Source organism: Streptomyces sp. NPDC057486, assembly GCF_042802415.1.
Classification (GTDB): domain Bacteria; phylum Actinomycetota; class Actinomycetes; order Streptomycetales; family Streptomycetaceae; genus Streptomyces; species Streptomyces yanii.
Map to the genome: position 1 here is coordinate 1 of NZ_JBHVEE010000139.1, position 26,349 is coordinate 26,349.

Genomic DNA, 26,349 nt, shown 5'->3' on the forward strand with positions numbered 1-26,349 from the left:
GCTACCTCGCCGGCCTTCACCTGCGCGCATCGATGATCTGGGTCAAAGACCTCATCCGGACCACCCGTTGATCACGACTCGATACGCGCCCTAGCAGCCGCCGACTGGGACGAGGTCGCAAACGAGGTCGATGGCTGTGTCCACGAGTACCGCCGGAGCCCCGACGGCAGCTGGAAGATGCACGGGCGGAACTCCAGCCTCAGCCGCTTTGCCGAACTCTCCGGCCTCACCGACGTCCGGCACCTCTACTGCGCGGGCAGCGTTTATCCCGAGAACACCGAGTGGCCAGACGGCGACCGGCTCTTCCGTATCGGCCGCCTACAGCGGAAGCATGCGGTGCCCGACAGCGAATGGGGTTCGATCTGGTCGGTCATGCGCACGCTGGCGAACCAGCACGGCGACGAGGGAGTCCGCCTGGTCGTCTGGTTCGACGGCTGACTCCATCCAGAATTGGCCCTCGACCGGTGCATGCCAACCAGGTGATCCCCGTCCTGGTCCAGGAACTCCAGCTCGGCGTAGTAGCCGGCAGCCTCGCCACCGTGGTTCGTCACCTCGTACTGAGGAGTGCGGCCACGGCCGCGAGTGAGGTGTCTGCGATACCGATGCTGGAAGTGTCCGACCGGCGTACGGGCTTTGGCCGTCAGTGGCTCCATCGGACCCGCACCGGCCGGTGCCGACCACCGGAGCAGCCCCCCACCGACCAGTACTGGTAGGGGTGGCCAGCTGCGGCATTGCTGTTGGCACCTCAAGAACTCCGAGTCGGTCAAAAGCCTGGCCACCGTTTGGCGGGCCCGGTGTATCGGATGGTCGCCGCCTTCTACTGTCGGCCCTGAGGACCTGCGGCCATCGGTGCCGACGGCCACGGCAGCGGAGGGAGCGGGTGTGGGGAACGGCGGCGAGACAGCTGTTCCGCTCCCCCCGGCCGGTGAGACCGACGAGAGCGGGGCCGGTGCGGCGCACGAGCGCCGGCAGCTTCTGACCTACCTCAGCGCCGGGCTGACAGGCGAGTCTGCGCATAAGGGGTGTTGACTGGATTTAGTGGAAGTCCTGTCACTTCTTCGTGGCCTCAGTACGCTTGCCCGTACGAACGGTTCACATGCCTGCTCCGCCCGCACGAGGTGTCCCATCGCTGATGACCCGAATCTCGCGGAGTTGCTGCGCCGCCATCGGCAGACGGCCCGCCTGACGCTGGAACAACTCGCGGAAGCATCCGGAGTCAGTGCCCGCACGTTGTCGGACATGGAGCGGGGACGGAGCAGAGGACCCCAGCACCGGACGGTCATCGCGGTGGCGGACGCGCTCTCATTGACGGGTGAGGTCCGCGAGCGGCTCATCGAGTTGGCGCGGGACGGTCGTCTGCGTGACCACTGGACCCGTCCGGCTGGGCTGTGCGAACTTCCGCGTTCGGTCGAGGACTTCACGGGGCGGCCCGCGGAGCTTGTCTGGATGGATGAGCTGGTCCACGCCGAGGTTTCGCCCGGTGGCGCGGTGGTGGGGCTCGTCACCGGCTCAGCAGGGTCGGGCAAGACCACCTTTGTCATCCGCGCCGCTCACGCGCTGCGGCCGGGATTTCCCGACGGGGTGTTCTTCCTCGATCTCTTCGGCATGTCGGCGCATCCTCGTCCTGTCGAGGACGCACTGGGGCTCCTGTTGGGTGCGCTCGGCGTCGCCGAGCGTCAGTTGCCGGCCGACGCCCAGGCACGGGCTTCCCTGTACCGGTCGTTGCTGCGCGATCGGCAGGTCCTGGTGGTCCTCGACGACGCCGCGTCCGAGGAGCAGATCCGCCCGCTGCTTGCGGCGGACGGTCCGAGCAGGGTGCTGGTCACCAGCCGACGGCTGCTGGCCGGCCTGGAGGGTGTACGCCGCCTGGTCCTTGGCCCGCTGCAGTTGCCGGAGGCCATGGATTTGTTGACCGGCATCCTGGGCGAGCGTTCCGTGACGGACGGGCCTGTGGCCCTGTCTCGGCTCGCGCAGCTGTGCGGTGGGTTGCCGCTGGCGCTGCGGATTATCGGCAACAGGCTTCTCAGTCGCCCGAGTTGGAGCGTCGCCGAACTAGCCGCCCGGTTGTCGGACGAAGAAGGACGTCTGGAGCATTTCAAGGCCGGCGACCTGAAGATCGCCAACGCGTTCGGGATGTCGTACGAGCAGCTCGGTGTTGTCGCGCAACGGATGTTTCGCCGACTCTCCGTGGTACCGGGTCAGGACTTCGACGCTGAGGTCGCAGCCGTGGTCGGCGCCGTGGAACGGGTGGCTGCCTGGGATGCGCTGGACGAGCTGGTCGATCTCGGTCTGCTGCAGGACGGTGCCGCGGGTCGCTACCGCTTTCACGACCTGGTACGTCTCTTCGCCCGCGACCGGTTGCAAGGGGAGGAGACAGCAGCCGACCGCAAGGCGCTGACCGTCGAGGTGAGGTCCTGGCTGCTGCGGATGGCCACCATGGCCGGGCGGTGGTTCGAACCTGGTTACGGCCGCCCCGCCGGGCCCGATGCCGATCTGGTGGTGCTGTCGGATCTGGAGGAGGCTGACCGGTGGCTGCGGGCGAATCTGGACAACTGGCTCGGTGCCTTGCGGCAGGCCCAGGATGTCGGCGAATACGCCGCCGTGTTGGACTGTGCCGAGGCCATGCACTGGTTCTCCGACCAGTGGGTGCACGGGCCGCACTGGCAGGAGGTCTTCACTCTCGGCGCGCGTGCCGCCGGCGCCCTGGGCGATCTGGCGCAGCAGGCGACCCAGCTGAACTATCTGTCGTGGGTGCACGCCATCCCGCTGGACGACCCGGAGGGTGCACTGCGCTGTGCGGCTGAGGCGCTGGACCTGGCCACCCGCGTCGAGGCCACGACACAGATCGCCTGGTCGCACTGCTACATCGCGATCGCCCGCCGCAAGCTCAAGCACTTCGAGGCAGCCGTCAGTTCCGCGTCCCGGGCGGCGCAGCTGTTCGGGTCCCTCGGCGACACCGATGCGTACTTCTCCAGCATCAGTAATCTCGGTTACTGCCTACGCGACGCCGGGCGTCATGCCGAGGCGGCGGAAAGATTCCGTGAGGCGCTCGCCCTGGTCGGTGATGAACGATCGGGCATAACGCCGAGCATCGCGGCGCACCTGCGACCCCACTACCTGGCGGACCTCGGCCGGTGCCTGGCGCAACTCGGCAACCGCTCCGAAGCGATCACCACGCTCACCGAGGCCACCGACCTCATGGAGCCGTACGACTCCGACTACCACCAAGGCGGCGCCCTGGAAGCCCTCGCAGCCTTGCTGGCCAGGGACGGCCGCATGCAGGAGAGCCGGCGTGCCTACGCCCGTGCGGCGGCGGTGTTCGAGGTGAGCGGCGAGTTGGAAGCGCACCGCCGCTGCCGCGACATGGCCGCCGGCGCCCCCTGAGAGCCACGGGCCGACGGTGCGTGCGGGCTCCGGTATGCAGAAACTTCTGCGTGCTGTTCTGCATGGTCCGGTCCCTGCCACGGGAGTTGACTGGGCGGCACCGGACAGGCGCAAGGCCTGTCCCTCTCCGACAGGAGTGACCATGGCGACCATCAGGAACATCGTGCTCGTGCACGGCGGATTCGTGGATGGCTCGGGCTGGCAGGGCGTCCACGAGCAACTGACCGCCGACGGCTACCGGGTGCACGTCGTACAGAACCCCACCCTGTCGCTGGCCGGTGACGTCGCCGCCACCCACCAGATCCTCGACGGCCTCGACGGACCGGCCGTGCTGGTCGGCCACTCCTACGGCGGTGCCGTCATCACCGAGGCCGGCAACCATCCCAACGTCACTGCACTCGTCTACATCGCCGCCTTCGCCCCGGACAAGGGAGAGTCGGTCAACACCCTGATCGCCGACCCGCCGCCCGGCGCACCGGTGCCGCCGATCCTGCCCCCGCAGGGCGGGTTCCTGTTCCTGGACCGCACCAAGTTCGCCGACTCGTTCGCCGCCGACCTGCCCGCCTCCCAGGCTGCGTTCCTGGCCGACTCCCAAGTCCCCTGGGGCATGGCGGCACTTGAAGGCGCCATCTCCGAACCGGCCTGGCGGGGCAAGCCGGCCTGGTACCTGGTCGCCACCGAGGACCGCATGATCCCGCCGCCCGCCCAGCGCGCCATGGCCGGGCGCACCGGCGCCACCGTCTCGGAGACCCCCGGAAGCCACGCGGTCTACGTCTCCCGCCCCGCCACCGTGGCCGCCGTCATCACCCAGGCCGCCGAAGGCCGCAACGGCAACGCATAACACTTCCCCGCGCCAACACCCTTCCTTCCGCCCGGGCGGGCACCCCGCCCGGGCGCACCTCTACCTCGACGAGGGAGACCCGCATGCCCGCTCGCCCCACATTCACCCGCCGCAAAGTCATCGCCACCGGCGCGGCAGCCGCGGCATCGGCCGCGATCCCCACCTCGAGCAGCGCCACCGCCGCGGTCACCAGCCACAACTCGCCGGGCGCCAAGCCGACCATCGTGCTGGTCCACGGCGGCTACGCCGATTCATCTTGCTGGAACGGAGTCATTCAGGAGCTGCAGAGCAAGGGTTACCCCACGATCGCCGGGTCGAACCCGCTGAGGGGTATCCCCACCGACGCCCCGTACATCGCGAGTTTGCTGGACTCCATCAGCGGGCCGATCGTGCTGGTCGCGCATTCCATGGGTGGAACCGTCATCACGAATGCCGCTGCCGGAAAGAGCAACGTCAAGGCGTTGGTCTACATCGCAGCGTTCGTGCCCGATGTGGGCGAGACCCAGGGGGAGCTCATCGACAAGTTCCCGGGCAGCGAGGTCCTGCCCGTGAGCGTACCCGTCCCCTACACGAAGCCCGACGGCACCACCGGAACCGACCTGCACCTGAGCAAGGACGGCCAGGCCGCCTTCGCCGCCGACGTGTCCACAGCTACCTTCCGACTCCTGCAGTCCACTCAGCGGCCCTTCGATGCGGCCTCCTTCACCTATCCGACTCAGGCCGCCGCGTGGCGGACGATCCCGTCGTGGGGGCTGGTCGCCGGCCAGGACAAGGCGATCCCGCCCGCGGCCGAACGCTGGATGTACAGCCGTGCGAACTTCCGCAAGGTCGTCGAAGTGCCGACCTCGTCCCACGTCGCGATGATCAGTCACCCGAAGGCCACCGCGCAGCTCATCGAGGACGCCGCCAGAGCCACCAGGTGACCACCACCGCTCCGGCCCGCACCCGCGGGCCGGAGCTCGAATGCACGTCGACAGGTGACCCATCCTGTACTTCGACAACTTCACCATCACGGCGACGCATGCTGAGCGTGACGGACAGACTGCCGATGGCCTACCCCGACGCAGACCAGTGGCTGACGGAACGCGCTGCAAGGAGGCCGTCCACGGGAGGTCTGCCTCACATCCGACGCACCGGCACCGTGGGACTCGAGACCGTCCTCGGCGCACGCTTACTCATGGCGACACCGCCGGGCCCACCCTTCGGGCGGACGGCGGGACTTCCGACACACGCCCTAGTGGGGCACCAACTCCGGCGGAACGAAGCCCGCTTCGGCCAGCCGCCGCCACAGTGCGTCCGGGACGGGGAGACGCGACGCCACCGCGTTCGCCGTGACCTCGGCGGCCGACCGGCAGCCGACGACCACCGACCCGACGGCCGGATGCAGGGACGGGAACTGGATCGCTGCCGCGGCGAGCGGCACTCCGTACTCCGCACACAGTTCCCGGCATCGTCGCGCGCGGGCCAGGGGCTGCTCGGGAACGGGGCAGTAGTTGAACATTGCGCCGGGGGAGGGGTCGGCGAGGAGACCGGTGTTGAAGACCCCGCCGACGACGACCGAGGTGCCGGTCTTCGCGCACAGCGGCAACAGCGTCCCGAGCGCGTCGTGGTCCAGAAGTGAGAGCCGGCCCGCGATGAGGACGACGTCCACCTCGAACTCCGCCACGTACGCGGCGAGCGGCGCACTGTGGTTCATGCCGAACCCGATCGCCCGCACCAGTCCTTCGTCCCGCAGTCGGCGCAGCGTTGGGTAGGCCGTGCGTCGGACCTCCTCCGGGTAGTCGTCCGCGTCGTGCAGATAGAGAATGTCGACCGACGACCGGCCCAGGCGGTCCAGGCTCGACTCCAGGGACGTGCGGATACCGGACTCCGTCCAGTCGGTGACGACCTCGCCGGGCGAACCGTCGGGCCGTGGCTGCAGCAGCCAGCCCGTCTTCGTGGAGATCAGCGGCGCCGTGACGCCCGCCGGTGCCAGAAGGCGGCCGAGCCTGTCCTCGGCCTGACCGTGCCCGTAGCGCGGTGCAGTGTCGAAGTACGTGATCCCCTCGCGGGCCGCGGCCTCCAGCGTGGCCGCCGCGTCCGCCTCGGTCACCTCCTCGAACAGGCCGCCCAGCGGTGCGGTTCCGAGGCCCAGGCGGGGCATTTCGAAGGGCAGCCGGCCGGTCATCGCGACATCTCCCGGACCGGGGCGTCGCAGGTGGGCCGGCCGCCGCGCAGGGTCATCGTCAAGGTCAGCCGCACCTGCGTGCCTCCGGACAGTTCCACGCGGCAGTACGGGCCGCCCACGTCCTGTACGGGACCGTCGTCGACCTGCGCGGTGTGCACGACGTGTTCGGCGAACGAGCCCGCCTGCACCACCAGCGAGCGCGCGGTGCCACCCAGGTTGACCAGTTCCACGACGGTGTGGTCGGGACGGATGTCGGAGACGAGCGCCGCGACGTCCGCGGGAAGTCCCGGCCGCTGCCCGGCGGCGTCGTAGTAGCGCAGATGCATATGGGCGAGGCCCCCGTTGTAGAGGACCTGAGGGGAACCGGTGGTCAGCTGCAACAGCGCCTCCGTGACGACGGGGTTGAGGTCCTGCCAGTGGTGGATGTCGAGAATTCCGGGGCCGATGGCCGGGTTCACCGGGTCGTTCTCGATGGCCTCGACGCGTTCGGCGCAGGAGTCGAGGGCGCTGCTCAGCATGCGCTCGGGGAAGCCCGGGTTTCGGCCCTGCAGGAACTCGTACCACGGCTCCTCGTGTCCGGCCTCGTCCTTGATTCGCTGGGTGTGCACCGTCGTCCAGTCCCAGTTCGCGCCCGCCCGCAGCCGCTCGATGCGCTCCTGATCCTGAGCCTCGCGGCTGAAGTGCCACAAGGACACCGACAGTTGGCCCGGCATCACGGTGAAGTCGAACCAGCCGGAGTCGTTGTGCCGCTGCGGGACCATCAGCGTCCGGTCGGCGCCCATCGCGCGCAGATGCGGATCCCAGCGCTCGCCCAGGGTGCCCCGGCCGTCGGCGCCGCGCTGCTCGCCCTGGCGCAGTACGGCATCGAGCGGGTTGCGGGCCAGGTCGAGGTAGGCCGCGTCGCCGGTCAGCAGGGCCGCGTTCGAGGCTCCGACGAGGGTGGCGCTGCCTACGGGGGAGAGGCCGTGCGGCCAGGACCAGCCGTAGTGTGCGCCGTACCACCGGCCGCCCAGGTACTCGCCGACCGTACCGCTAAGGCCCGCATTGTCGGGGACGACGTCGTGTCCGTCGAGCCGTTCGCGCCAAGTGTCGACGTACTCGGCCACCCAGTCCGCGTAGCGCTGCTCACCGCTGAGGAGAAAGGCGTTCGTGGCCAGTCCCGTCGCGGCCAGATTGACGATCGTGTCACCACGGCCCATCCGGTCCCACATCGCACGGCCGTAGGAGCGGGCGCGCTCGGGGTCGGCCGCGAGCTGGTCGAAGGACGTGACGTCGTCCATCGCGTCGAGGGGAAGCCCGTACGGGCGCAGGGCGAGGCTCCACGGGAAGTACGGCTCTTCGTCGCTGAATCCCGGGCGCGGCCCCGCCGATCCGTTGTGCGGTGCGCGCACGACCCGGTGTTCGGGGTCGTAGTTCGGCCCGCCGGGCAGATAGAAGTCGGCGAAACGGCGGGCCAGTTCGCGCAGTTGGGGGTCGCTGGGGTCGGCCAGGCACAGGCCGTAGAAGAGCAGCAGGCCCTCGCCCTGATGGAACCAGTCGTAGCCGCGCTCCAACCCGCCCTGGAGCATGCCCATCTCGGTGAGCTGCGCGGACACGCCGCTCCAGTGCCGCCGTGCGGCCGCCAGGAGATCCGCGCTGCCACCGAGGACGTACAGCGTGGGCCAGTTGAAGAACGGCTCGTAGAAGTCGTCCACTCCGTCGCGGCCGTCCGGGCCCACGCCGAGCGTGTCCCGGAAGACGAGGCGGCCGTCGCCCTCGGTGTAGCGGTCGGCGAAGAGCCGCCAGGCTTTGTCCTGGTAGGCGAGCAACTCCCGCTGGAGGATGGCCCAGCGGGGCACATCGGCGATGCTGCGGGTCGCCCGGAGCCGGGGACCGGGCACGGTGACGGCCGTCATCGACCCACCCCTTCACCCATGTTCGAGCCGCTGGTCCGTTGGTCCCTGGACATCAAGAACATCCGCCCCTCGCAATCGCCCATCGATAGCCGATGGTTAGACTCACCGGCGCGAGCCAGCCTGTCAATACTCGGGAACGGCACCTCAGGAGGATCCCGACCGTGATCGACTGCCATGTGCACCTGTGGGACCCGGCATCGGGATTCCCATGGATCCGCCCGGGAAGCGTTCATCACAGGGCGTTTCGCATCGACGACCTGGGTGCCTCGAGGCCGGACGCGGCCGTGACCGGGGCGATCCTGGTCGAGGCGTCCCGCGGTGACGCCGACGAGACGCTTGCCCTGCGCGCATGGCGGATGAGCCGCCCCGACCTTGTCGCGGGGTACGTGGGAAACCTGCACGTCCACGGCGACGGCGGCCCCCGGCGCTTCCGCGCCCTGCTGCGCGATCTGGGCGACAGCCGCCCGAACGGCATGCGCCTGGGCGGTGCGAGCTGGGCGGACACCCCGGAAGCCGCCCATGTGCTTGTGCCCGAACTCGCTTCGGCCGGGCTGGTGTTGGAGCTCAATCTGGGCTCCGGGGCGCTGCGGGCGGCGGCCGATGCGGCCACCCGGCACCCCGGGCTCACCGTGGTCGTCGACCATCTCGGCAACCCGCCGAACCTCCGTACGGACCCGGGGGAGTGGTACCGGGACCTGGAGCGGGCCGCCTCGGTGCCGAACGTGGTCGTCAAGATCTCCGGCCTGCTCACCCAACAGCACGGCGTACCGCCCGAACGGACCGCGGAGTTGGTCAGGCACGTGGTGGGCGCGCTCGGTCCCGACCGATGCCTCATCGGCTCCGACTGGCCGATCTGCCTGCCCCGCGGCAGTCGCGCGGACTCCCTGGAGCTGTCCTGCCGCGGTCTCGACCGGCTCTCGGACGACGAGCGCGAGCGGGCCCTGCACACCAACGCCGTCCGGGTGTACGGACTGCGTGGTTGACACTCGTCGAAGCATCCTGATTCGATTCCATCGATGATCGATAGGTGATGAAAACTGCCCGGGCTCAACCGGCCCCGACTCCGCGGAGATGCGACATGGCGTTGTTCGACCTGCCCCTGGAAGAGCTGGAGCGATATCGCCCGGTTCTGGACGAGCCCGACGACTTCGACGCGTTCTGGCGCGAAACCCTCAGTGAGCAGGGGGACTTCGCTCCGACCGCGACGTTCGAACCGGTCCACAACGGGCTTGCCACGATCGACACGTACGACGTGACGTTCGCCGGATACGGCGGGCACCCCGTACGCGGCTGGCTGCAACTGCCCGTCACCCGCACCGGACCGCTGCCCGCGGTCGTGGAGTACCTGGGATACGGCAGCGGACGCGGGGCTCCGCACGAGAAGCGGCTGTGGGCATGCGCCGGCTACGCGCACTTCGTGATGGACACCCGGGGGCAGGGCGCCGAGACACCCGACCCCGATCCGGCCTCCGGTGACATCGCCTCGCCCGGCTTCCTGACCCGCGGCGTGCTCGACCCGCGGCGCTACTTCTACCGCCGCCTGTACACCGACGCCGTACGCGCCGTCGCCGCCGTACGCACTCACCCTGCGGTCGACCCCACGCGCGTCGCGGTCACCGGCACCAGCCAAGGCGGCGGCGTCGCGCTGGCCGCGGCGGGCCTGGTCCCCGACCTCGTCGCCGTCATGCCGGATGTGCCGTTCCTGTGCCACTTCCCGCGCGCCACCACGATCACCGACAAGCCGCCGTACGCCGAGGTCACGCAGTTCGTGAAGCTGCACAGGGCGCACGCGGGCACGGTCGCCCGCACGATGGCGTACTTTGACGGCGTCAGCCTGGCCCGCAGGGCGAATGCGCCGACGCTGTTCTCGGTCGGACTCATGGACCACATCTGCCCGCCCTCGACGGGGTACGCGGCGTTCAACCACTACGGCGCCGACTGCGGGGTGGACCAGGCCGACAAGCACATACGCGCCTATCCGTTCAATGATCACGAAGGCGGCGGCCCCACCCACGAGGTCGTGAAATTGGAATGGCTGGCCAAGCAGCTGAACAGCGCGGCCTGATATTTTTCGGGATCCTTTTCTCCTGCGCACCCACCGAGATTCCATCGATAGACGATGAGCGCGTACCATGACACAGCTGGCTCGCCCCATCGCAGGATTGGGAATTCATGGCATCGAATGCGTCGGCTGGATTCGTCTCCACGCTGGCCACCAACAAGGACCGGTTCCGCAAGACCCTGATCTCCGACCAGGTCTACGAGCTGCTCCGCCAGGCCGTCGTCGACGGCGATCTCGCACCGAACGAGCGCGTGGTCGAGTCGGAGATCGCCCGGCGTCTGGGGGTGAGCCAGGCCCCGGTGCGGGAGGCGGTCAAGCGCCTGGCCCGTGAGGGCCTGCTCATGCACGTCCCGCGTCGCGGCCACTTCGTCGTCGAGATCTCCGCGCAGGACGCCGAGTACGCCCGACAGGTACGCGAACCGCTGGAGCGACTCGCCGCGCAGCTCGCCACCGAACACCTCACCGACGACAACCTCCGCGAGCTCGACGCGCTGGTCGAGCGGATGCGGGACGCCGTTGCCGCGAATGATGTGAGCCTGTTCCGCGACGCCGACATCGAGTTCCACACCGTGGTCAGCCAGATCGCGGGCAATCCGTTCCTGGCCCGCATGTGGGAGGTCATCGAGCCGAGCCTGCGGACCCTGCGGGCCATCTCCGACCCCCTCTTCGAGGGGGACTGGAGCGCCATGGCCGAGGAGCACGGCCGTCTCGTCGGACTGTTGCGGTCCGGGGACGCCGAGCTGGCGGCCTCGGCGTTCGCCGACCACGCGGCCGGCCGCGGACCGGTGCCGGACGCGCGCGAGGTGAAGAGGAAGCCGCGCAAGGCCGCAGCCAAGAAGTGAGCACCACCCCAGAGCCACAGGCCCGAGCCGGACATCCGGCTCGGGCCTTCTTGCGAGGAAGCGGTCGTGGCTAACGGCGTGCGCCCGCTGTCCACTTCGGGGCCCCGTACTGGTAGGCGCCGAGGCTGGGCGTCGCATCCGTCGAGCCGTCATTGATGCCCGGCAGCGCGATCGCCCGGTTGCGCGCAGGAGAGTCGGCGGTCAGCCGGTAGTCGTGCCCGGCCGCGTCGACGAAGAGCGGATCGGTTTCGGCGGGCAGATTGTTCGAGAGTACGAGCCCGCCGTCGGTGGCACCGGTCAGACCGCGAATGGTGCCGATGTTGTTGTAGATCTCTGTGCCGGTCGACTGCCCCGGCTCCTTGACGTAGAACAGCGTCATTCCGCCGGTGTTGTTGTACACACCGTTGTTGTGCGAGCCGGTGCCCAGACCGTTGAGCATCACCGTGCCCTCCCGGTTGCCCCAGCCCACGTTGTTCGCGATCACCAGGTCGCTCTGCCCGTTGTCGGCGTAGACACCCGAGATCCCGAACGTGGTGAGCGTCGTGGCCGGCTCCGGATCGTGCAGCACATTGTGATCGATGGACGTGCCCATCATGTAGGCGCTGCAGCAGGTGTAGATCGCGGCGACGTCGAGGCTGAGGCGGGCGTACCCCGAGATGTCGTTGTACGCGATCAGGTCCTTGCCCGGGGTGAGGCCCTCCACGGTGTTCCACTGGAGGTTGATGCCGCTTCGGCCGACCCGGCTGATCGTGTTGTGCGTGACCGTCTGGCTGTTGCCCTGTACGGCGACGCCCGCCGCGTACGTCCCCATGTAGTCGACATCGTGGATCACGTTGTCCGTGGCGGTGTTGTTCTGTCCGCGCAGCGCAATGCCGTTGCCCGCGCTCAGCGACAGATTACTGTTCACGATTTTGTTGTACGTTCCGTCGAGGACGATGCCCGTGTCGCCGACGCCGCGCGTCACCGTGCTGCCGCAGTCCGTCGCGCCGCGCGTGATGTCGGTGTAGTGCGACAGATACGTACCGTTGATCCCGTCCAGCGTCACGCCCGTGCTGGTCGGGCCCGTCCTGATGGTGGAGGCGAACAGTCCGACGCCCGTCACCGTGGTGTGGCTCGCGGCCGTCAGGTCGAAGGCCAGCGCCCGGGTCTTCGCCTCGATGGTGTGCGCGGCGGGACTGTCCTCGCTGTAGAGGTACAGACGCTTGGCGGCCGGGTCGTAGAACCACTCGCCGGGGCGGGAGAGTTCACCGATCTTTCCGGCGAGGGCGTACCGCGTCTCCTTCGGTACGACCTTGTGCACGCACGGGGGCGCCACGTCGAGCGTCACCGAGCCGACGGCGGAGCTCTTCACCGTGCCGGTCGCCGAGACGTACCAGTAGCCGGTCAGGGCCCGTGCGCCGTCCCAGTACCCGGCGGGCCGAGTCAGGGCCTCGTCCGCGATCGTCGCCTCCGCGCTCCCCGCACCCGCGTACTGCAGTGTGGGGTCGAGCAGGTCGAGCCCCGGGTAGGGCCATTGCGCCTCGACGCCCGCCTTCTTGTCGGTGAAGACCTGCACGGTCGTCACGTCGGAGCCCAGGTCGACGGAGGTGCTGTAGACGTGTCCGGCCGCCACGGCGTCGCTGAACGCCGAGTTCCGCGCGTACGGATCACTCCTGGCGATCTCCGTGACGTCCGCGCCGGTGACGGGTGAGAAGCCGCGCACCGGAGCTGTCCCGCTCAGCGTCACCTTCGCCCCTGGCGCCGCCCGGTAGGTGATCGGCAGCCCGGCGGTGCCCGACCGGGCCGGCGCGACGGTCTCGGCGTACGTACCGGACTGGATCAGACAGGTGTCTCCGGGCTCCATGACGTCGGCACACCGCTGGATGTGCTGGAATGCCTGACCCGTGGTGGTGCCCTTGTTGGAGTCCCGGCCCGACGGAGCGACGTAATAGACCGCGCCCGCCTGGGGCTTGTGCGGGTGCGCGGTGGCCGGAACGGCGGCCGCCACCACGGACAGCGAAGCGAGCAGGGCGGCTGCGGACCACGACCCCTTACCGGGACGTGGCCACCATCTCCTCGACACTGGATGGTCCTTTCTTCTCTGGAGGGGAACGATCCGCCCGCTCATCCCTTCACCGCGCCCACCGTCAGACCGCTGATGATGTGGCGCTGCATGTAGATGAAGAAGATGATCACGGGCGCGACGGCGAGCAGAAGGTTGGGGAACACCTTCGTCAGGTCGGTGGAGTACTGGCTGATGCCCGCGTAGATCGCCGTTGTCACCGTGTAGTGACCGGACGACGGGCTGAGCAGGATCTGGGGCGAGATGAAGTCGTTCCAGATCCCGATGGAGTTGAGGATCAGGACGGTGACGACCGCCGGACGCATCAGCGGGAAGATGATGGTCCAGAACGTCCGGTAGCGGCCCGCGCCGTCGATTGTCGCCGCATGGTCGATGTCCACCGGGATCGTGCGGATGAAGCCCACGAACAGGAAGATGCTGACCGGCAGCGTCGAGGCCACGTCGTGCGCGACCAGACCGGTCACGGTGTTGGCGAGACCGACCTCGCCCAGTACGTAGATCACCGGGATGATCACGGCTGCGCCGGGGATGAACGTGCCGGCCAGGAAGTACAGCAGTACCAGCTGTGTCCGCTTCTTGAGGCTGCGCGCGATCGCGTACGCCGCCGGTCCCGCCAGCGCGATGCACAGCACGTCCACGGTGACGACGAGGAACAGCGTGAAGCCGTAGCCGCCGATGACGTTGTACTGCGGATTGCTGATGGCGGCGGACATGTGCTCGAAGGTCAGACCACTCAGGGGGATCGAGAACGGGCTGTCGAGGATGTCCTGCTGTGACTTGAAGGCGTTCACGACGAGCAGGTACACCGGCACGGTCATGACGACGAACAGCAGGCCGAGGAGCACCCGGTGCAGGGGCGAGCGGGACTCCCGCTGTTCCGTCGGAGAGACCTCCGGGGCGGAAACCGGTGCGGTCCGCGGTCTGTTGTGGACCTTTGGTTCAGTGACGACCACCATCGGCTCCTAACCGGTCGCAGCTTGGTCTTGGCGGTTGCGCAGCGCGGTCACGACGAGGGCGAGCACGGCGGAGACGACCATCAGGAAGACCGCCTGGGCCGTTGCGTAACCGACCTTGGTGCCCTCGAAGGACCGGGCGAGAATGAGATAGGTGAAGGTCTGTGTCGAGCCGGCCGGACCGCCGCCGGTGAGGCTGACCACGATGTCGTACGCCCTCAGCAGGCCGACCAGGTTCAGTACGGTCGCCACGGTGACCACGGGCGCGATCAACGGGATCACGATGCGCAGATTGATCTGCCGCCTGCCGGCGCCGTCGATTGCCGCAGCCTCCAGGAGCTCCGCCGGGACGGTCTGCAGGGCGGCCACGAACAGGACGACGTTGAAGCCGAATCCGGCCCACACGATGACACCGATGAGCGTGTACAGCGCGAACTTCTCGTCGAAGAGAAAGCCGATCGGCTCCATGCCGAACTTGGCGAGGGTGTTGTTGACCGCACCGTTCGTGCCGAGGATCGCCGCCCACAGATAGCCGAGGATCAACGCGCTGATCACGTGCGGGAAGTAGGCGACGGCGCGGAAGAACGAGTTCGTACGCGACCGGCCCTTGAGGATCAGTGCGTACACCAGGCCCGCGCCGACCATCAGGGCGGTGCCGAGCAAGGCGATCAGCGCGGTCACGTACCAGGCGTCCGTCGAACTCGGGTCGTCGAAGAGGTGCTCGTAGTTCTCCCACCCGATGAGCTTCGCGGTGGAGAAGCCGTCCCAGTCCGTGAAGCTGAGGTAGATCGCCACGCCCACGGGCACGATCGTCAGCACCGTGTACAGGAGCACGGCCGGGCCCATCATGCCGAACGTGACGGCCGCCTCGCGGAAGCGGGCCCGCCTGCGGCCGGAGCCGGGGGCCGCCGGGGCGGCGACGGAGCGCCGCCCCGGCTGCGTCAGTTCTGCGAGTTCCACCACTTGTCCAATCCGCCCGCGGCATCCTTCGCGGAGGTGCCCGTGTACAGGGACTGGATCTGCTTGTTGAGCTCGTCGCTGAACCCGGCGATTGGCTGGTTCTCACCGGACTTCACGAGCACCGACGGCGTCTTGTCGAGGATCTTCTGCACCGCGGTGCCGAGGCTGGACATCGGGTAGCTGAAGCCCGTGCGCAGATTGCCGTCAGCGGCGAGCTGGCTCTTGATCGCTTCCTTGTCGGTGACCAGCCACTTCACGAATTCGATCGCCTCGGCCTTGTGGTGCGACTGGTCGACCACGGCGTAGGGGTTCGCGACGTTGCCGAACTGGCCGGACGGGTAGGCGCCGTCGGTCGGCATCGTGAAGACACCGATCTCGTCGCTCTTCTTCGCCGCGTCCGCCGCCGGCACGAAGAAGGAACCCATCATGTACATCGCCGACTTGCCGTTGAGGAAGGCCGTCTGCCCGTCGGCGTACGTCAGCCCCAGCGCGCTCTTCTCGAGGTACCCCTTGTCGATCCACTGCCCGTAGCGCTTCAGGTACGGCACATAGCCGCTGTCGGCGAAGGAGACCTTGCCGTCGTTGCGCTGCTTGATCCACTGGGGGTTCTCGGTGAGCACACCGGCGTCGGCCATCATCGAGAACTGCCCGCCCGTCACCCACTGGCCCGCGGTCTGCAGGGGCTTGTAGCCCGCGGACTTCAGACTGCTCATGGCGGCGGTGAACTGATCCAGCGTCTGGATCTCCGACGCGTCCACGCCGGCCTTCGCGAAGGCCGCCTTGTTGTAGAAGACCAGCGACTGGATCTGCTCGCCCACGCCGACCATGTACGTCTTGCCGCTGACGGCGTACTGGTCGACCAGCGGTGTGTCCTTCGTCCAGGCCTGGTCGGACAGGTCGGCGAAGAGCTTGGCCGTGTCGGGGGCCGGGATGATCTGCTGGGCGATGTCGGGCGGGTCGCCGGCGGCGAGGTCCTGAGTGAGCTTGGCGTCGGCCGAGATCGTCCCCGTCAGCTCCAGCTTCACCTTCACGCCGGGATGGCTCTTCTCGTACTTCGCGAAGAGGCCTTTCCAGTACTGCTCCGTCAGGTTCGGTGAGATGTTGACGATGATGCGGAGAGTCGTACCCTCCGCGGCCCCGTCGGACCCGCTTCCCCCGCAGGCGACGGCGGATGCCATCACGAGCGGAGCCACGGCGAGTGCGGAGGCTCGGTGCCACATGGTTCTCATCGGACACGCTCCATTGCATAGTCGTGAATAATCGATAGCTGACGTGCAAGTGCAGGCGTTCGTTCGAGTTCGGGAAGAAGGGGGAGGGGTGCCGCGTCCGAACGGTGCGGTCGGGTCCCGGTAGGCGCTCACAATAATCGCCTATCGATTACTGATGCTATGGGCGGCATCCCGCATGTTCAAGAGTGCCGCCGAAACCGCTTGCTCCCGTTCTCCCACTGCCCGAGCCGCGCACCTCAGCGGCAGGTCACGCGCGTCGAGCGCGTCGCCGCCGGTCTGCGCGAGAGGGTCCAGGATCTCCAGGACGCGGCAGGCCCCCACCCACCAGTAGGCGATTCCCTCACGGGGGCCGCACGTTCACTCGGCGGCCCTGTCATGGGTGCAACTCCTCGTCCTCCAGAAAGAGTTCGACCACGGGCAGCAGCACGTCGGGCGGCGAGGTGGGCAGGGTCAGGGTCAGGGTGCCCGGCGGCTGGCTCGGCGGGGCCAGGTTGTTGTGTTCGTGGCGGGCGCCGTCGACCTCGTGGAAGGCGATCTCCGAGCCGTCGTGCAGCAGTTGGGCATAGCGCACCCGCCCGGCCAGGCCAGGAAGATGAAGGTGATTGAACGGCCAGGCCAGCAGGTGCAGATAAAGGCGGCGGCCGCGCTGCGTGTACAGGGCGCTCGTCGGCGGCCGGAAGGAAGAGGGTCCCGCACCGTGTACGGCGCGGGCGTGCAGGGCGCTCCACTCTCCGATGGCGCGCAGGGTGTCGCGCGCCCGCTGATCGAGCGAACCCCGCCCGGTGGGGCCGACGTTGAGGATCAGATTTCCGCCACAGGAAACGGACTGGACCAGCATGCGGACCAACTGGGACGGGTCCTTGTAGTCGTGGTTGTCGCGGTCGTAGCCCCAGGACCCGTTGAGCGTATGGCACGCCTCCCACAGCACCGGCACGCCGTCGCGCTCCAGCGGCCGGTCGGGCTGGTACTGCTCGGGCGTCACATAGTCACCGGGTACGCCCAGCCGGTCGTTCACGAGGATGTCGGGCTTCAGCTCACGGACCGTTTCGATGAGCTCTTTCGCCCCCCACTGCTCCGGCCCCATACCTGGATACGTGAAGTCGAAGAAGAGCAGGTCGACCTGTCCGTAGCCGGTGAGCAACTCACGTATCTGGCCCTGCATGTACGACCGGTAGCGCGCCAGGTCCCCCGCCTCCCTCCCGCCCTCCGAGCCGCGCAGCGGATGGTGCTCGTCGACCGGGAAGCCGGGGTGGTGCCAGTCGAGGAGTGAGTAGTAGAGGCCGACCCGCAGGCCCTCGGCGCGCATCGCCTCCGCGAACTCGGCCACCAGGTCCCGGCCGGCCGCGCGCACCGAGGTGTAGTCGGTCAGCGACGAGTCGAAGAGGCAGAATCCGTCGTGGTGCTTGGCGGTGAGCACGGCATAGCGCATCCCTGCTTCCCTTGCCGCCCGGGCGAGTTCCCGCGCATCGAAGAGGTCGGGGTCGAACCGCTCCAGGTAACGGCCGTACGCCGCCTGGGACATGGCCTCCCGGCTGCGCACCCATTCGTGCCTCGCGGCGAGGCTGTACAGGCCGAAGTGGACGAACAGTCCGAAGCGCACGGTCTCGAACCACCCGCCGGATGCAGTGGGCACGGAAGACTCCTGACGGATTGACAGCACTAATCGATAGGAGGTTATCTACCATCGATAGACGATGATGTCACTGGCGTTGCGTGCAGGGAGCGCGCGGAGAGGCACGTGAATGAACCCGAACAGGGATCAAGGAACGTCGACGGCGGAGGAGACCCTGACCTACGAGTCGATGCGGTCTCCGGTCCACACCTCGTCCTTCCGACGGCCGACACGGAGGATGGTGGAGGCACTTGAGGATGTGAGCGCGGCGACCGCCTGCGCGAAGCTGCACCAGATGGGCATCACCCGGACCTTCATCGACGGGCCCGTGCCGCTGCACCAGGAACCGAACATCAAGATCACCGGAGGTGCGGTGACCCTGCAGTTCCTGCCGCAGCGCGAGGACGTCTTCAACGGCGCCGCACAGGAGGACATCGAGCGCAAGACTCCGCTGTGGGGGGTGCTGGAGTCGATCACACCCGGCGATGTGCTGGTGATCTCGGCGCAGGCGAGCCACTTCACCGGCTGTCTTGGCGACATGCTGGTGCGCTACTTCAAGCTGCGCGGTGGCGCCGGGATCGTTGTGGACGGGCGGGTGCGGGACGCGGCCCGGATCCGGGCCCTCGGTGTGCCGATCTGGTGTACCGGAGTCACCCCGCACTACGCCTCGCAGACGGAGCTCTTCCCCTCCGCGTTCAATGTGCCGGTGGGTGTCGGCGGCACACTGGTCACGCCGGGGGACCTGATCGTGGCCGACGAGGACGGCGCCGTGGTCGTACCGCAGGACCGTGCGGTCCCGCTGGCCGAGGACTCGCTCCTGCACCAGGACCGCGAGGCGTTCGCACGCCGCCGCCTCGACGAGGGCGGCCTGCTCTCCGACTACTACCCGCTCACCGGTGAAGGGCTGGACGAGTACCTGGCGAGCAGGCCCGCGACCTGACCGCTTGCAGGTTCTGTACGGGGACGGCTTCGTCCCCGTACAGATGGCGCGGGCGGCGCACCAACCTCAACGGAAGCCGTAGTAGAGGGAGTTGTGCACGGTGTCCGGAAGATAGAGCACATCGTGACCGTCCGAGTCCCGCCGCACCGCGAGCCGGTCCGCGCTCACGCCCGGCGCGGCGGACTGCGCGGTCCAGGCCCCGTCCGCCGACTGCGTCGCGGCAAAGACCCGGTCGGTGCCCGAGGTGGTCACGTAGTAGATCCGCTTGGTGTCCGTGTCGTCCCAGGTGATGCCGAGGGCGGCTGCGGTCTGTCCGCCGGCGTACACGGTCTTGCTGACCCAGTCGCTGCCGCTCGGATAGGCGTAGTACACGCGGAAGTTGCCGCCGCTGTCGGCCGAGCGGTAGCGGTAGGCGACCTTCGGGGTGGAGCCGTCGAGGGTGAGCTTGGCGCTCTGCACCGCAGGACCGGCGTACGCATTGTCGATGCTCCACTCCTCGCCGGTGGTCAGCTGCTGGATCACGTCGGAGGTGTCGGGCGTCACCGGGACGGTGAGCGCCGCACCCGTACTGTCGGCGAAGGCGCCGGTCGCCGGGTCGAAGCGCAGGTAGGAGAGCTGATGGCGGAACGCGGTCGCCGGCGCCTTGGCCCACTCGTACAGCAGGTGCACACGCCCCTCGCTGTCGACCGTCAGGTCGTCGGGGTACACGGAGCGGTTCAGTGCGCCGGCGAACGTGGCAACCACGCTCCAGCGCGCCGCTGCGTTGTCCCAGCGGTAGAGCTTGCCGGGGCGCTGATCAACGCCGGCGCCGACACGGGCGGCCAGGTACAGATCGCCGTTGGGCGCCGTGGCCACGATCGGATAGGTGATGCCCTGGCCCTGGTCGGGCAGTTCGGCCGCATGGTCGGTGACGTCCCCGCCGGGGGCCTCGGTACGGAAGTAGCGCCAGGCGTCGGCGTGCATGGAGGCGAAGACATGCAGACGTCCGTTGCCGTCCCGCGCGACGGACGGCTGGTTGTGGCCGTTGTCGTCAGGGAACTCCGCCTGCGCCCCGCTCCTGTCGAGCAGCGGCAGCAGGCTCCAGACCCCGTCCGGGTCGCGCCGCGCGATGGCGGGCCGGTGCGTGGCGGCCGTCGAGCCCGGCTCGTTGAAGGCGAAGTACGTGTACTGGCCGCGTCCCTTGTACGTGGCGACCGGCGTCCACCAAGCGGCCTGGTTCGACGAGTCCATCGCGTACGGGACCTTCTCGATCACCGCCGCCGCGGCTGCCCTGCTCTGCGCGGTGTCGGCCCGGGCGGCCGGGACGGGCATGAGCAGGGCGGCCACGGCCGTGGCCGAGGCGGTGTACGTGCGTACCGTGGGACGTCGCAAGATGAGCTCCTTCGCGGGTGCGTGCGCGGGCGTGGAGGTGACGCGGACGGCAGCGGCCCGAGGGCCGGCCGGCGCGTTCGTCGTGCGGGGTACGGAGCAGGGCCAGGCGAGGGTCGTGCGACGTTCGCCTGGCCCGGACTACAGCGCTCGGCCTCAGCGCTTGATGAGCTCGGCGGCCTCCTCGCCGGCCTGCTTCATCGCGTCCTTCGGCTTCGACTTGCCGACGAGGACGGCCTGCACCTGCTTGGCGACGGCCTCCTCGATCTGGGCATTCTGCGCGAACTGCCAGAACGGGCTGCCGGTCGCCGTCTTGGTGATCTTCTCGGTCCATTCCGTGGTGAAGGTGTCCTTGGCGACCTCCGGGGCGGCCAGACCCGCGGTGGTGGACGGCGGCAGTGCGCGCGCGGCGAAGTATTCGGAGGTGGTGGCCTGGTCGGTGGTGGTGTGCAGCGCGAACTCGGTCGCCGCGTCCTGCCCCCTGCCCTTCACGATCGCGATCACGCCGCCCCACAGCAGCGCCCGCGGCGTGTCCCCGGCCTTGAGCACCGGACGCTCCATCGGCTGCATGGCGTTGGCCAGCGTCTTGTCCTTGGACTGGGCGGAGGTCACGCCCTTGCCGATGATCGCGTCGTCGTAGAAGGCGGCCTTGCCCTGTCCGAACAGGGCGCGCGCGTCGAAGCGGTCCACGTCGGCGGCGATCAGCTTCTCGTCGTGCAGCTTCTTGTACCAGGTGACCGCGTCGATCGAGGCGTCGTCGCCTATCGTGACCTTCCCACCGTCGAGCAGCTTGCAGCCGAAGGTCTGCATCCACGGGAAGATGTCCTTGAGCTGCGCGACCTTGGTGGCAGCGGCATACGGTACGACACCGCCGCCGAGCCCCTTCAGCTCCCGCAGTGCGGCCTCGAACTCCTCAATGGTGGTGGGGTGCTTCTTGATCCCGGCCTTCTCCAGGAGCTGGGAGTTGGCGATCACACCGATCGATCCGGTGTTCCACGGCAGCCCGTACTGCTTGCCGTCGTACTTGCCGCTGTTCAGGGCCACGTCGGTGTAGCCGCCCTTGCCGGCCACCGATCCGAGGTCGGCCAGCTTGCCCATCTGCGCCATCGCGGCGAGCCAGGCGATGTCGAGGTGCACCGCACCCGTCGTCTCCCCGCCGCCCAGCTTGAGGGTGAGCTGGCTCAGGTACTCGTTGTACGGGTACGAGACCGTGCGGATCGTGGACTTCTCGGCCTTCTCCCATGCCGCGATGATCTTCTCGATCGAGGGCTTGGCGGCCTCCTCGTTGAGCGACCAGGAGGTGAAGTCGAAGTTCTTGGACTTCGTGTCGCCGCCGTTGGAGGTGCTGCCGGCGCCGGACGGTGCGCAGGCGCCGAGCACACCGGCGCCGGCCACACCGAGCGCGCCGATGCCGAACATGCGCAGCGCGCCGCGCCGACTGATGCCAGAGGTGGTCATGATCTCTCCATGGGGGAGTAAGGGGAAGGGGAGGTACGTGAGAGGGCGGGCTGATCCCGCGGGTTCAGCTCTTGACCGAACCGGCGGTCATGCCGCCGACGAGGTAGCGCTGCAGGAACATGAAGGCGACGACCACCGGGATGGACACGATGAGCGAGGCCGCCATCAACTGGGGCCAGGCGGTCTGGAATTCGCCGATGTAGGTGGAGACGAGGCCGGGAGGCAGGGTCTGCTTCTCCTTGTCGGCCAGGGTCAGAGCGAAGATGAAGTCGTTCCAGCCGCGTACGAAGGCGAAGAGCCCGGCGGCGATCATCCCGGGCGCGGCCAGCGGCGCCACGATGGAGTGCAGCGTCCGCCACCGGGACGCGCCGTCGATGGATGCCGCCTCCAGCAGGGCGTCCGGGATGGTGTCGAAGATGCCCTTCAGCATCCAGACGCACAGCGGCATGGTGAACGTGGTGAAGGAGAGCACCAGGGCGGTGTACGTGTTGAGCATGCCGAAGCTGGAGAAGACGGTGTACAGCGTCACCAGCAGGAGCGCCTGGGGGAACATCTGGGAGGCCAGCACCAGGTGCATCAGCGACCGGCGCCCGCGGTAGCGGAACTTGGAGAACGAGTAGCCCATGTACGTGGCGACGACCACGCTCAGCACGGCGGTGATCGAGGCCACGATGAGCGAATTGATCATGTACTTGATCAGCTGGTCGTTCTCGGCGAGGGCCGTGAAGTTGCTGAGGGTGAGATCGGTGGGTATCAGCTTCGGCGGGAACTGGAAGGTCGACTCGGGGGTGCTCAGCGCGGTGGCGAGCAGCCAGTAGACCGGCAGCAGGCCGAAGGCGCCGATGACGACGACCGCGCTCCAGGCGGCGATCCGCGAGCGCAGCAGGTCCTTGCGCATACGGCGCCGAGCGCTGCGCCGAGCCCGCGTGGTGGACGGCCGCGGCCGGTCGACGGCGGACAGCGCGGTGGAGGTGGTGGAGGTCATCGGGCGTCGCCCTTCCGCTCGGTGATCCTGAGGTAGACGGCGACGAGGAGCAGCAGGAGCAGCATCCACAGACCGCCCAGCGCGGTGGCCCGGCCGATGTCGAAGCCCTTGAAGGCGGTCTGGTACACGGCGGTCGCGAACGTCTCGGTGGTGCCGGCCGGTCCGCCGCCGGTGAGGACGTAGATGGTGTCGAAGTGCTGGAAGTTCCAGATGAACTCCAGCAGGAGCACGATCGAGGCGACACCGCGGACCTGCGGCCAGGTGACGGCGAAGAAGCGCCGGATCGAGCCCGCCCCGTCCATCGAGGCCGCCTCGTGCAGCTCCCTGGGCACGGTCTGCAGACCGGCCAGGAGCATCACCATCATCCAGGGGAAGCTGGCCCAGGTCTTGGTGACGATGACGGCGAGCATCGCGGTGCCGGGCCGGCCGAGCCAGACGACGGACTCGTCGATGATTCCGGTCTTCATGAGGACGCCGTTGAGCACCCCGTAGTTTGCGTTGAAGATCCACATCCAGAGGAAGGAGACCACCACGCCCGGGATCACCCAGGGGAACAGGAACAAGCCGCGCAGGAAGCCGCTGCCCCTGAGGCCGGTGTTCAGCGCGAGCGCGAGCGCGAAGCCGAGCGCGAAGGGGACGAGCGTCGCGCCGACGGTGAAGATCAGCGTCTGCTCGAGGATGGTGAGGAAGTCGCCGTCCAGCCAGTATGCGAAGTTGTCCAGGCCGACGAACTCCCGGCCCGGCAGCCGCAGATCCTGCTTGAAGAAGCCGGTGAACAGCGCCGACAGCAGCGGGTACACGATGATCGCCGCGAACAGGGCGAGTCCCGGTGCGGTCAGCAGCAGGGCGAACGCACCGTTGGAGAGCCGTCCGCCGGCCCGCTGACGGGGCGGGGGCGCCTTCTGGGGAGGTGCGGCCGTACTCATGGGTGTGTCCTCTCAAACGGGGCGGGAGCGCCGGGGCCCTGTGTGAACGCCATCCATGCTCCATTGAATACAAGTTGCAGCATGCGGGATCGTTCTCCATATCGTGCGATGGCGTCAACCCTTTTGGCCGGTGAAGCGCCGGTTCTGTGCAGGGCCGGCGAACTCGCCCCACCTGCTCGGAACTTGAACTGCGGCTCGCGACAGCCAGGTCGGTGGCCGTAACCGGAACTTACAACGAATCCCACTGCCTGAACAGTAGTTGCACAATATGGATGTGATGTACGTTCAAGGCCGCTCCGCTGCGGCGGGGAGTATCCGAGCTTCACATCAAGGAGGCCGCACCGTGCGGGAAGAAGAGGTCCATTACGACATCGCCGTGATCGGCGGCGGATTGGCGGGGACCTGCGCGGCCATCGCCGCGGCCCGGCTCGGCCGGCGCGTCGCCCTGGTCAACAACCGGCCCGTCCTGGGCGGCAACGCCAGCAGCGAGATCCGCGTCTGGGTCTGCGGCGCCACCGCACACGGCGTGCACCGCTGGGCCCGCGAGACCGGAATCATGGGCGAGCTGTACACCGAGAACCAGTACCGCAACCCCGAGGGCAACCCCCACTACTGGGACCAGGTCGTCCTCGACGCCGTCCGTGCCGAACCGAACATCGACCTCTACCTCAACACCGACGTACGCGAGGTCGACGCGAGCGGCCCCGACGACAGCCGCGAGGTGCACTCCTGTACCGGCTGGATGGTGGGCTCGGAGCGCCGCATCACCTTCCATGCGCGCCAGTTCCTCGACTGCACCGGTGACGGCCTGCTCGGCCACCTCGCCGGCGCCCGGTACCGCATAGGCCGCGAGGCACAGACCGAGTTCGACGAGCCCTGGGCGCCGGCCGAGGCGGACCGGGCGCTGCTCGGCTCGACGATCCTCTTCCAGACCAGGGACACGGGTCGGCCGACGAAGTTCGTACCGCCCGCCTACGCCAAGGACCTGTCGACCACGCCCATCCTGCGCAACCGCATCCTGCGCACCGGGGACAACGGCTGCGACTACTGGTGGATCGAGTGGGGCGGCGAACTCGACACCGTCCACGACAACGAGCGCATCCGCGACGAGCTCCAGGCCGTGATCATGGGCGTCTGGGACCACATCAAGAACTCCGGCCAGTTCCCCGACGCGGCGAACCTCACCCTGGAATGGGTCGGCAGTCTCCCCGGCAAGCGCGAGTACCGCCGCTTCCTCGGCGACTACGTCCTCACTCAGCAGGACATCCTTCAGCAGCGCCAGTTCGCCGACCGGATCGCCTTCGGCGGCTGGTCCGTCGACCTCCACCCCGTACAGGGCATGTACGCCGACGAGCCCGGCGCGCGCCAGCGATACGCGGACGGCATCTTCCACATCCCGCTGCGCTCCCTGTACTCGGCGAACGTCACGAACCTGCACTTCGCCGGGCGCAATATCTCCGCCACACACATCGCCTTCGGGGCCACCCGCGTCATGGCCACCTGCGCGACACTCGGCGAGGCCGCGGGCACCGCCGCGGCCCTGTGCGTCGCCGAGGGCCTCACGCCGCGCGAACTCGCCACCAAACGACCGGAACTGGTACGCCGCACCCTGCTGCGCCAGGACGCCTCCGTGATCGGCCTCACCGACGACGACCCCGACAACCTGGCGCGCACGGCCCGGGTCACCGCCTCCTCCCACCTCAGCCGTCTGGCCGCCGAACCCACACCGGCCGCACCCGGCACCCCGTACCCCCTCACCCGCGACCTGGGCCTCCTGCTTCCGGTCGACCCCGCACTCGACACGGTCGACCTCCTCGTCCACGGCGCCCCGAACGGCCGGTCCCGCGAACTCACCGTGGAACTGTGGAGCACGGGCCACCCCGAGAACGCGGTCCCCGCCGACCACCTCCTCACGACCACTGTCACCGTCCCGTCCGACGGCCCCCACTGGGTCACGGCCCGCCTTGACCACCACCCCGACACCCCCCAGAACGCGATCCTCATCGTCCGAGCCTGCGCGGACACGGCCCTGACCCTCCTCCCCGAACGCACCGACGGTGTCCTCGCCCTGCGCAGGAAGGCCGAGGGAGACGCGGCCGTCGACCACGACATCCCGGAAGAAGACGGACAACTGGTCCTGGAATGGCAGGCCCGCGGCCTGCGCCGCCAGACCTTCGCCTTTCGGGCGGCCCCCGACACCGGGGCATTCCACCCCGAACGGGCCGTAGGCGGGTACCAACGTCCCTACGGCGGACCGCACATGTGGTCCTCCGCGCCGGGGGACGCCGCTGAGTGGCTCCGTCTCGACTGGCGCAACGAGCAAGAACTCACCGAAACGCGCCTGGTGTTCGACGACGACGTCGACGAATACCTCAACAACCTGCACCGCCACCGCACCCCGTACGAGGTCATGCCTGAACTCGTACGCGACTACCGCATCCAGAGCCGCGACGCCGCCGGTACCTGGCACACACTCCTGACGGTGACGGACAACCGACGCCGCCACCGTGTACACGAACTGAAGGCCGCGGACGGCAGCCCTGTACGCACCGACGCACTACGGCTCATGGTCGACGCGACGCACGGGGCACGGCACGCGCACGTGATCGCCTTCAAGGCGTACGGCGCATAGCCACAGGGCGAAGGGGTCCGGTGGAGGCTGATC

The 26,349-nt window shown here is 68.5% G+C and carries 21 protein-coding genes; 10 read left to right on the forward strand and 11 right to left on the reverse strand.

Annotation, left to right across the window (positions count from 1 at the left end; translation table 11 throughout):
• Nucleotides 1–177 precede the first annotated feature (177 nt).
• From ACFU6I_RS39455 to ACFU6I_RS39475, 5 genes are all read left to right on the forward strand, one after another.
• A complete protein-coding gene (locus ACFU6I_RS39455) occupies nucleotides 178–438 on the forward strand; it encodes a hypothetical protein (RefSeq protein WP_384376511.1) in 261 nt (86 codons plus the stop codon).
• Nucleotides 439–464: 26 nt separating this feature from the next.
• Nucleotides 465–713 carry a hypothetical protein gene (locus tag ACFU6I_RS39460; RefSeq protein WP_384376514.1) on the forward strand — a complete coding sequence of 83 codons (249 nt, stop codon included), beginning with the start codon at nucleotides 465–467 and terminating at the stop codon, nucleotides 711–713.
• 325 nt (nucleotides 714–1,038) lie between these two features.
• Complete coding sequence (locus tag ACFU6I_RS39465; protein ID WP_384376517.1) at nucleotides 1,039–3,384, forward strand: helix-turn-helix domain-containing protein; 2,346 nt, start codon at nucleotides 1,039–1,041, stop codon at nucleotides 3,382–3,384.
• A 142-nt stretch (nucleotides 3,385–3,526) separates the two neighbouring features.
• Nucleotides 3,527–4,225: an alpha/beta fold hydrolase gene (locus tag ACFU6I_RS39470; protein ID WP_384376520.1), complete on the forward strand. Its 699-nt coding sequence runs from the start codon at nucleotides 3,527–3,529 to the stop codon at nucleotides 4,223–4,225.
• Nucleotides 4,226–4,308: 83 nt separating this feature from the next.
• Nucleotides 4,309–5,148, forward strand: a complete 840-nt coding sequence (locus tag ACFU6I_RS39475; protein ID WP_384376523.1) for an alpha/beta fold hydrolase — start codon at nucleotides 4,309–4,311, stop codon at nucleotides 5,146–5,148.
• Between the two features lie 311 nt (nucleotides 5,149–5,459).
• Here the strand turns inward: ACFU6I_RS39475 and ACFU6I_RS39480 are convergent, their stop codons facing one another.
• Both ACFU6I_RS39480 and ACFU6I_RS39485 read right to left on the reverse strand, forming a co-directional pair.
• Nucleotides 5,460–6,392 carry an aldo/keto reductase gene (locus ACFU6I_RS39480; protein WP_384376526.1) on the reverse strand — a complete coding sequence of 311 codons (933 nt, stop codon included), beginning with the start codon at nucleotides 6,390–6,392 and terminating at the stop codon, nucleotides 5,460–5,462.
• Nucleotides 6,389–8,287 (reverse strand): hypothetical protein, encoded by a 1,899-nt coding sequence (locus ACFU6I_RS39485; RefSeq protein WP_384376529.1) that lies wholly within the window; start codon nucleotides 8,285–8,287, stop codon nucleotides 6,389–6,391. The genes ACFU6I_RS39480 and ACFU6I_RS39485 overlap by 4 nt, the downstream gene beginning before the upstream one ends.
• A gap of 92 nt (nucleotides 8,288–8,379) precedes the next feature.
• On the opposite strand from ACFU6I_RS39485, the gene ACFU6I_RS39490 reads away from it, so the two are divergent.
• The 3 genes from ACFU6I_RS39490 to ACFU6I_RS39500 all read left to right on the forward strand — a co-directional run bounded on the left by ACFU6I_RS39490 (nucleotide 8,380) and on the right by ACFU6I_RS39500 (nucleotide 11,191).
• On the forward strand, nucleotides 8,380–9,270 hold the full coding sequence (locus tag ACFU6I_RS39490) for an amidohydrolase family protein (protein WP_384376532.1): 891 nt from the start codon (nucleotides 8,380–8,382) through the stop codon (nucleotides 9,268–9,270).
• A 95-nt stretch (nucleotides 9,271–9,365) separates the two neighbouring features.
• Nucleotides 9,366–10,352, forward strand: coding sequence for an acetylxylan esterase (locus ACFU6I_RS39495; protein ID WP_384376535.1), 987 nt, complete (start codon nucleotides 9,366–9,368; stop codon nucleotides 10,350–10,352).
• A gap of 107 nt (nucleotides 10,353–10,459) precedes the next feature.
• Entirely contained in the window at nucleotides 10,460–11,191 is a 732-nt protein-coding gene (locus ACFU6I_RS39500) for a GntR family transcriptional regulator (protein ID WP_384376538.1), read from the forward strand.
• A 70-nt stretch (nucleotides 11,192–11,261) separates the two neighbouring features.
• Here ACFU6I_RS39500 and ACFU6I_RS39505 read toward each other — a convergent pair whose 3' ends face one another.
• The 5 genes from ACFU6I_RS39505 to ACFU6I_RS39525 form a co-directional block, all read right to left on the reverse strand.
• Nucleotides 11,262–13,253, reverse strand: coding sequence for a right-handed parallel beta-helix repeat-containing protein (locus ACFU6I_RS39505; RefSeq protein ID WP_384376541.1), 1,992 nt, complete (start codon nucleotides 13,251–13,253; stop codon nucleotides 11,262–11,264).
• A 41-nt stretch (nucleotides 13,254–13,294) separates the two neighbouring features.
• Nucleotides 13,295–14,209: a carbohydrate ABC transporter permease gene (locus ACFU6I_RS39510; protein ID WP_384376544.1), complete on the reverse strand. Its 915-nt coding sequence runs from the start codon at nucleotides 14,207–14,209 to the stop codon at nucleotides 13,295–13,297.
• A 6-nt stretch (nucleotides 14,210–14,215) separates the two neighbouring features.
• Complete coding sequence (locus ACFU6I_RS39515; protein ID WP_384376547.1) at nucleotides 14,216–15,169, reverse strand: carbohydrate ABC transporter permease; 954 nt, start codon at nucleotides 15,167–15,169, stop codon at nucleotides 14,216–14,218.
• Complete coding sequence (locus ACFU6I_RS39520) at nucleotides 15,148–16,395, reverse strand: ABC transporter substrate-binding protein (RefSeq protein WP_384376551.1); 1,248 nt, start codon at nucleotides 16,393–16,395, stop codon at nucleotides 15,148–15,150. The genes ACFU6I_RS39515 and ACFU6I_RS39520 overlap by 22 nt, the downstream gene beginning before the upstream one ends.
• Nucleotides 16,396–16,768: 373 nt before the next feature.
• Nucleotides 16,769–18,028 carry an alpha-L-fucosidase gene (locus ACFU6I_RS39525; RefSeq protein ID WP_384376554.1) on the reverse strand — a complete coding sequence of 420 codons (1,260 nt, stop codon included), beginning with the start codon at nucleotides 18,026–18,028 and terminating at the stop codon, nucleotides 16,769–16,771.
• A gap of 109 nt (nucleotides 18,029–18,137) precedes the next feature.
• Here ACFU6I_RS39525 and ACFU6I_RS39530 point away from each other — a divergent pair, with 109 nt between their 5' ends.
• Complete coding sequence (locus ACFU6I_RS39530; protein ID WP_384376557.1) at nucleotides 18,138–18,947, forward strand: ribonuclease activity regulator RraA; 810 nt, start codon at nucleotides 18,138–18,140, stop codon at nucleotides 18,945–18,947.
• A gap of 66 nt (nucleotides 18,948–19,013) precedes the next feature.
• On the opposite strand, the gene ACFU6I_RS39535 is transcribed toward ACFU6I_RS39530, so the two are convergent.
• The 4 genes from ACFU6I_RS39535 to ACFU6I_RS39550 all read right to left on the reverse strand — a co-directional run bounded on the left by ACFU6I_RS39535 (nucleotide 19,014) and on the right by ACFU6I_RS39550 (nucleotide 23,684).
• Nucleotides 19,014–20,318: a BNR-4 repeat-containing protein gene (locus ACFU6I_RS39535; protein WP_384376560.1), complete on the reverse strand. Its 1,305-nt coding sequence runs from the start codon at nucleotides 20,316–20,318 to the stop codon at nucleotides 19,014–19,016.
• Between the two features lie 153 nt (nucleotides 20,319–20,471).
• Nucleotides 20,472–21,773 (reverse strand): extracellular solute-binding protein, encoded by a 1,302-nt coding sequence (locus ACFU6I_RS39540; protein WP_384376563.1) that lies wholly within the window; start codon nucleotides 21,771–21,773, stop codon nucleotides 20,472–20,474.
• A 64-nt stretch (nucleotides 21,774–21,837) separates the two neighbouring features.
• Nucleotides 21,838–22,758 (reverse strand): carbohydrate ABC transporter permease, encoded by a 921-nt coding sequence (locus tag ACFU6I_RS39545; protein WP_384376566.1) that lies wholly within the window; start codon nucleotides 22,756–22,758, stop codon nucleotides 21,838–21,840.
• Entirely contained in the window at nucleotides 22,755–23,684 is a 930-nt protein-coding gene (locus ACFU6I_RS39550; RefSeq protein WP_384376569.1) for a carbohydrate ABC transporter permease, read from the reverse strand. Before ACFU6I_RS39550 ends, ACFU6I_RS39545 begins: the two co-directional genes overlap by 4 nt.
• Before the next feature lie 343 nt (nucleotides 23,685–24,027).
• Here ACFU6I_RS39550 and ACFU6I_RS39555 point away from each other — a divergent pair, with 343 nt between their 5' ends.
• Nucleotides 24,028–26,316 (forward strand): FAD-dependent oxidoreductase, encoded by a 2,289-nt coding sequence (locus ACFU6I_RS39555; RefSeq protein ID WP_384376572.1) that lies wholly within the window; start codon nucleotides 24,028–24,030, stop codon nucleotides 26,314–26,316.
• Nucleotides 26,317–26,349: the final 33 nt, after the last annotated feature.

Bases quoted from the DNA above. Each gene is read 5' to 3' on its own strand.
- ACFU6I_RS39475 (WP_384376523.1), top strand. From the start codon at position 4,309: ATGCCCGCTCGCCCCACATTCACCCGCCGCAAAGTCATCGCCACCGGC.
- ACFU6I_RS39485 (WP_384376529.1), bottom strand. From the start codon at position 8,287: ATGACGGCCGTCACCGTGCCCGGTCCCCGGCTCCGGGCGACCCGCAGC.
- ACFU6I_RS39495 (WP_384376535.1), top strand. From the start codon at position 9,366: ATGGCGTTGTTCGACCTGCCCCTGGAAGAGCTGGAGCGATATCGCCCG.
- ACFU6I_RS39530 (WP_384376557.1), top strand. From the start codon at position 18,138: ATGAACCCGAACAGGGATCAAGGAACGTCGACGGCGGAGGAGACCCTG.
- ACFU6I_RS39510 (WP_384376544.1), bottom strand. From the start codon at position 14,209: ATGGTGGTCGTCACTGAACCAAAGGTCCACAACAGACCGCGGACCGCA.
- ACFU6I_RS39470 (WP_384376520.1), top strand. From the start codon at position 3,527: ATGGCGACCATCAGGAACATCGTGCTCGTGCACGGCGGATTCGTGGAT.
- ACFU6I_RS39520 (WP_384376551.1), bottom strand. From the start codon at position 16,395: ATGAGAACCATGTGGCACCGAGCCTCCGCACTCGCCGTGGCTCCGCTC.
- ACFU6I_RS39490 (WP_384376532.1), top strand. From the start codon at position 8,380: ATGGTTAGACTCACCGGCGCGAGCCAGCCTGTCAATACTCGGGAACGG.
- ACFU6I_RS39550 (WP_384376569.1), bottom strand. From the start codon at position 23,684: ATGAGTACGGCCGCACCTCCCCAGAAGGCGCCCCCGCCCCGTCAGCGG.
- ACFU6I_RS39545 (WP_384376566.1), bottom strand. From the start codon at position 22,758: ATGACCTCCACCACCTCCACCGCGCTGTCCGCCGTCGACCGGCCGCGG.
- ACFU6I_RS39480 (WP_384376526.1), bottom strand. From the start codon at position 6,392: ATGACCGGCCGGCTGCCCTTCGAAATGCCCCGCCTGGGCCTCGGAACC.
- ACFU6I_RS39455 (WP_384376511.1), top strand. From the start codon at position 178: ATGCACGGGCGGAACTCCAGCCTCAGCCGCTTTGCCGAACTCTCCGGC.
- ACFU6I_RS39540 (WP_384376563.1), bottom strand. From the start codon at position 21,773: ATGACCACCTCTGGCATCAGTCGGCGCGGCGCGCTGCGCATGTTCGGC.
- ACFU6I_RS39500 (WP_384376538.1), top strand. From the start codon at position 10,460: ATGGCATCGAATGCGTCGGCTGGATTCGTCTCCACGCTGGCCACCAAC.